At 53.4% G+C, this 4432-nt stretch carries 6 protein-coding genes and 1 pseudogene; 3 read left to right on the top strand and 4 right to left on the bottom strand.

Annotation, left to right across the window (positions count from 1 at the left end; translation table 11 throughout):
• Positions 1-48 precede the first annotated feature (48 nt).
• The 4 genes and pseudogenes from ACVBEF_RS20635 to ACVBEF_RS20650 form a co-directional block, all read right to left on the bottom strand.
• Positions 49-528 (bottom strand): annotated as a pseudogene (locus ACVBEF_RS20635) (DEAD/DEAH box helicase); the annotation flags it as partial.
• Between the two features lie 13 nt (positions 529-541).
• A complete protein-coding gene (locus tag ACVBEF_RS20640) occupies positions 542-1414 on the bottom strand; it encodes an undecaprenyl-diphosphate phosphatase (RefSeq protein WP_447125780.1) in 873 nt (290 codons plus the stop codon).
• Positions 1415-1554: 140 nt separating this feature from the next.
• Complete coding sequence (locus tag ACVBEF_RS20645) at positions 1555-2106, bottom strand: DUF1439 domain-containing protein (protein ID WP_447125781.1); 552 nt, start codon at positions 2104-2106, stop codon at positions 1555-1557.
• Positions 2096-2419 (bottom strand): YkgJ family cysteine cluster protein, encoded by a 324-nt coding sequence (locus ACVBEF_RS20650; protein ID WP_447125785.1) that lies wholly within the window; start codon positions 2417-2419, stop codon positions 2096-2098. Before ACVBEF_RS20650 ends, ACVBEF_RS20645 begins: the two co-directional genes overlap by 11 nt.
• A gap of 238 nt (positions 2420-2657) precedes the next feature.
• Between ACVBEF_RS20650 and ACVBEF_RS20655 the strand changes: the two genes are divergently transcribed.
• The 3 genes from ACVBEF_RS20655 to ACVBEF_RS20665 all read left to right on the top strand — a co-directional run.
• Positions 2658-3323, top strand: coding sequence for a protein-L-isoaspartate O-methyltransferase family protein (locus tag ACVBEF_RS20655; RefSeq protein ID WP_447125782.1), 666 nt, complete (start codon positions 2658-2660; stop codon positions 3321-3323).
• 25 nt (positions 3324-3348) lie between these two features.
• The gene (locus tag ACVBEF_RS20660; protein ID WP_447125783.1) at positions 3349-3672 is read left to right on the top strand and encodes a rhodanese-like domain-containing protein; all 324 of its coding nucleotides are present in this window, start codon (positions 3349-3351) and stop codon (positions 3670-3672) included.
• Between the two features lie 114 nt (positions 3673-3786).
• A partial coding sequence (locus ACVBEF_RS20665) for a TolC family protein (protein WP_447125784.1) occupies positions 3787-4432 on the top strand: 646 nt, incomplete at its 3' end.

Consider the following 4432-nt stretch of genomic DNA (forward strand, 5'->3'; position numbering starts at 1 on the left):
AGCACGCCAGTCAATCCCAGCGTACGCGTGCTAAAAATGGTGGAGAGGCTTGATGTATTCGGGGCGGAAATCGTGGCCCCATTGGGAGACGCAATGGGCCTCATCGATGGCAAACAAGGCGATTTTGGATGCTTCGAGCAGGTCGAGGCAACGCGGCGTGAGCAAGCGTTCGGGGGCGACGTAGACCAGATCGAGGTCGCCGCTGCGTACGCGGCGCTCAATTTGTGAGGCTTCTTCAAAGGTTTGCGTGGAATTGAGAAACGCGGCACGCACCCCGACTTCGGCTAGCGCATCGACTTGATCTTGCATTAAGGCGATCAGCGGGGAGATGACGACACCGACACCGTCGCGTAATAGTGCGGGGATTTGATAGCAGAGCGACTTGCCGCCGCCAGTTGGCATCAATACAAGCGCATCGCCGCCAGCGGCTACGTGACCGACAATTTCTTCCTGCTGACCGCGAAACGACGGGTAGCCGAAGATGGTTTGCAGGATGTGTAGCGCTTGCGGAGTGTTTTGATCAGGCATTGATTGAGGTTAATTAATGTAGAAAACCATTGCTGACAGATACCAGCAAAAATATCCCCAGCGCAGCGCGGTAAACAATGAAAGGCCAGGTGGAGAACTTTTCGAGGAATTTCATCAAACCCCAAATCGCGCAAAACGCTGAAATACTGGCAACGACCAGACCGAACAGCAGCAACAACCAGGCTTCCATCGGCATGTGTGCGTGCAACAAATGCCATAGCTCTTTAAAACCAGCCAAAGCAATCGCGGGCAAGCCTAGCAGAAAAGAAAAGCGCGCTGCTTCTTCACGTTTAAAGTTAAGAAATAGTGCTGCGGTGAGGGTCGAGCCGGAGCGTGAGACGCCGGGGATGAGCGCGCCGACTTGCGCCAGACCGACAATGATGGCGTCGCGCATGCGCATTTCGCCAACGGTGCGACGATGGCGTGCGCTGAGTTCGGCCAGTGCCAGCAAGACTGCCATGCCGATACAGGAGTAACCAATCACGGTCAGACTACGTAATGGTGAGTTGCAGGCGTTGAGTACGGGCGACAAGGCTAGTCCGAAGACGCCGATCGGGATGGTGGCGACGATGATTGCCAGACCTAATCGGAACGATGGGCTCTTGTAATCGCGCTCCCGCAGCGCGGTAATGCTGCCAACCGTGACCTGACGGACATCGCGCCAGAAATAACTGACGACGGCCACCAGCGCGGCCAGTTGCATGGCGGCTGAAAATGCCGAGCCGGGGTCGGCCCAGCCCAATACGGCTGGCACGACCCGCATATGTGCGGTCGATGAAATGGGCAATAACTCGGTGATTCCCTGAATGATGCCGAGAATCCCGATTTGCACATAATTGAGCGAGGCGAAACCGATATCAATACCGGCGGAACAGATGGTGGCCAAATGACTCTCCAATAATCCAATAATTCAAGAACTTAGGCGGCGGAAACAAACCAGTATTTACGGATGGCAATACATAATAAAAAAACCCGCAGTCCGAACTCGCGGGTTTTACTCAGCAAATGGTCATTCGGCTACACGGTTCATTTTTGCGGCTCAAAGGTCACTACCAGCCGATCGGCCTTGGTGACGATCATTGTGGGAGCAAACGTGACGCCGACATAGCGTAAATCTTCAGGCTTAAAACTGTATAACGGCACGCTCTGTAATAACTCACGCGCCAGCAAACCGCCTATTTGAGTTGCCTGACCGCTGTAAGCGTTATCCATATTGCCAAGGACGATTTTATCGAGGTGCGTATCGTTAAGCACCACGGCGTTGTGCGCAGCATCGAGCGCCACTACGCCGGACATCGATAATGTTCCGGTCCAGGACTTGCCGATTAACGGCAGCCCCATGATCACATCCATGTCAACTAACAACCGCCCCTGCGTCTCATCGAGCGCCAGCTTGGCATTGCTGGCGGTGACTTCAATCAAGCCTAAGTAACGTTTGGTGAAGGGCAAGCGTTTATTGAGTGACTCTTGCAGTTTAGGTAGTGGGAAATCGACATCGCGTGTGCCGATCAGCATCGCGCAAGAGCTTAATAAAAATACGCCTGCCAGGGCCAATACCGTTAGCCATTTACATTTCATTGCGATCCTTGGTGTATACGTTCACTGCGTAGTTCACTACATAAGTTACTGCGGTCAATCGTTCAAGCTCGCCCAGATATGCCATTGCATGAGATTGCCCTATGCCGCACATTTCCGCCGAGGGTTGCAAACTTCCACACACTGACGGGCGCGCTGGCGAACCGAAAATCAGGCATTTGTTGCCATCATCAAGCTGGATGCAGCGCACACCGGCCGGTTTGCCGTCGGGCATCCCGGGGATCGCAGAGGAAATCGACGGCGCAATACAGCAAGCGCCGCAACCGAGCCTACAGGACAATGACGCTTTGATCATTAATTCGGCTCTCAATTCGGCTCTCATTGGCCCTGCTACGCTTTTTATCAAAGGCGCATTTTACCTGCAAACGACGACGCTCTTGCGGCTAAACCGGGAAGTCGGGCCACAGGTGCAATGGCCCTGCATGTAAAAATACATTGCACGGGGAAGATTGGCGCAAGATTGGCCTGCGCAGTAGGTTTTTGGGGGTGTCCTTGATAGAATGCTTGCTTTATCCCGTTACCTACCCTCCGCCATGAATATCGAACAAGCCCGTTTCAATATGATCGAACAGCAAATCCGTCCCTGGAATGTGCTGGAACTGGACATTCTCGACCTGCTGACGGTGGTGCGGCGCGAGGAATTCGTACCAGTGGCCTATAAAAGTCTGGCCTTTACAGATACTGAAATACCGTTACCGGGCGATGACGGGGAAAGCATGTTTTCGCCGAAAGTGGAAGCCCGTCTATTGCAAGAAGCGGCAGTCAAAAAGCATGAAAGCGTGCTCGAAATCGGTGCAGGCTCAGGCTATATGGCGGCATTGCTAGCCCATAAGGCGCGTCATGTCGTGACGGTGGAGATTGATCCTGTGTTAGTTGCGCTTGCGGAAAAAAATCTCAGTGCATACGGCGTCAGAAACGTCGAGGTCGTCGAAGGCAATGGCGCGCAAGGCTGGACTGATGGAAAAGAAACAAGCTATGACGTAATCGTTATTTCAGGCTCGCTGGTGACACTGCCGAACGTATTTTTGACGCAATTGAAGGTCGGCGGTCGCATCGTTGCCATTATCGGCGAAGCGCCCGTGATGACAGCGCAAGTCATTACACGTATTTCAGAGACTGCTTACGACACCCGCAATCTGTTTGAGACTAGCACCAAACCATTACGCAACGCCGCACCGCATTCAGTCTTTAAATTCTGATTCAGCCACAGCAAAGAAGCCCACGATGCAACATCTCACCGCCCCTGAACTAGCCGCCTGGATCGCCGATCCGGACCGTCCAACGCCTTTCTTGCTGGACGTGCGCGAGCCTTGGGAATATGAGATTTGCCGTATCGCTGATGCACATTTGATCCCGATGCAAACGATTCCGGCCCGCATCAATGAGCTTGAAGAAGATCAGCCAATCGTCTGTATTTGCCATCACGGTGCACGCAGTATGTCGGTGGCGGCGTTTTTGGAACGTAATCAGTTCACCAACGTCATCAATCTTACCGGCGGCGTGCATGCGTGGGCGCAGCAGGTCGATAGCACGATGCCGGTTTATTGAAGGCCACAGGTCCGGGCTCTTTTTTGACGCCTCCGCTTCAAGCAATACCCTTAAGTACTACTCTTAAGCGCTACCGTTCAAGCACTACCCTTTTCCCGAAAACCCGGAGAACTGATGCACATCCTCCGTAATACACTTATTGCGACGCTGATTGCCTGTCCGATTACCAGCATTTTTTTACCTTCCAACGCCCACGCACTCGACCTGGTGCAAACCTACTATCAGGCGCTTGCCAACGACGCCGTCTACACCAGCGCGCGCTATGCGCTCAGCGCCGGGCGTGAAGCCAGTATTCTGGGACGCGCCAGATTGTTACCGCAAGTCGGTTTAAGCGGGACTTACAATCGTTCAGGCGATAACTGGAACAAGAGCAGCAACATCTACGGTTTGCAATTAACCCAGCCCTTGTATCGCCCGGCGAATTGGGATCAGTACGAACAAGCGAAACTCGCTGTTGCAGGCAGCGAAGTGGCGTTTTCACAAGCCCAGCAAGAGTTGATATTGCGGGTCGGGCAGGCTTATTTTGATGTGTTGGCGGCGCAAGATGTACTGACTTTCCTGAAAGCCCAAGAAACGGCGATTGCTGAGCAACTAGCCTCGGCCAAACGCAATTTTGAGATTGGCTCAGCGACCATCACCGATACCAACGAAGCGCAAGCCAGTTTTGATCTGGTGCTGGCACAAGAAATTGCCGCCACCAACAATCTGAAGTCGCGCGCAGTACGTTGCAGCAAATTATTGGACAAGCCCCGGCTGCGTT

The organism is Glaciimonas sp. GG7, from assembly GCF_052976905.1.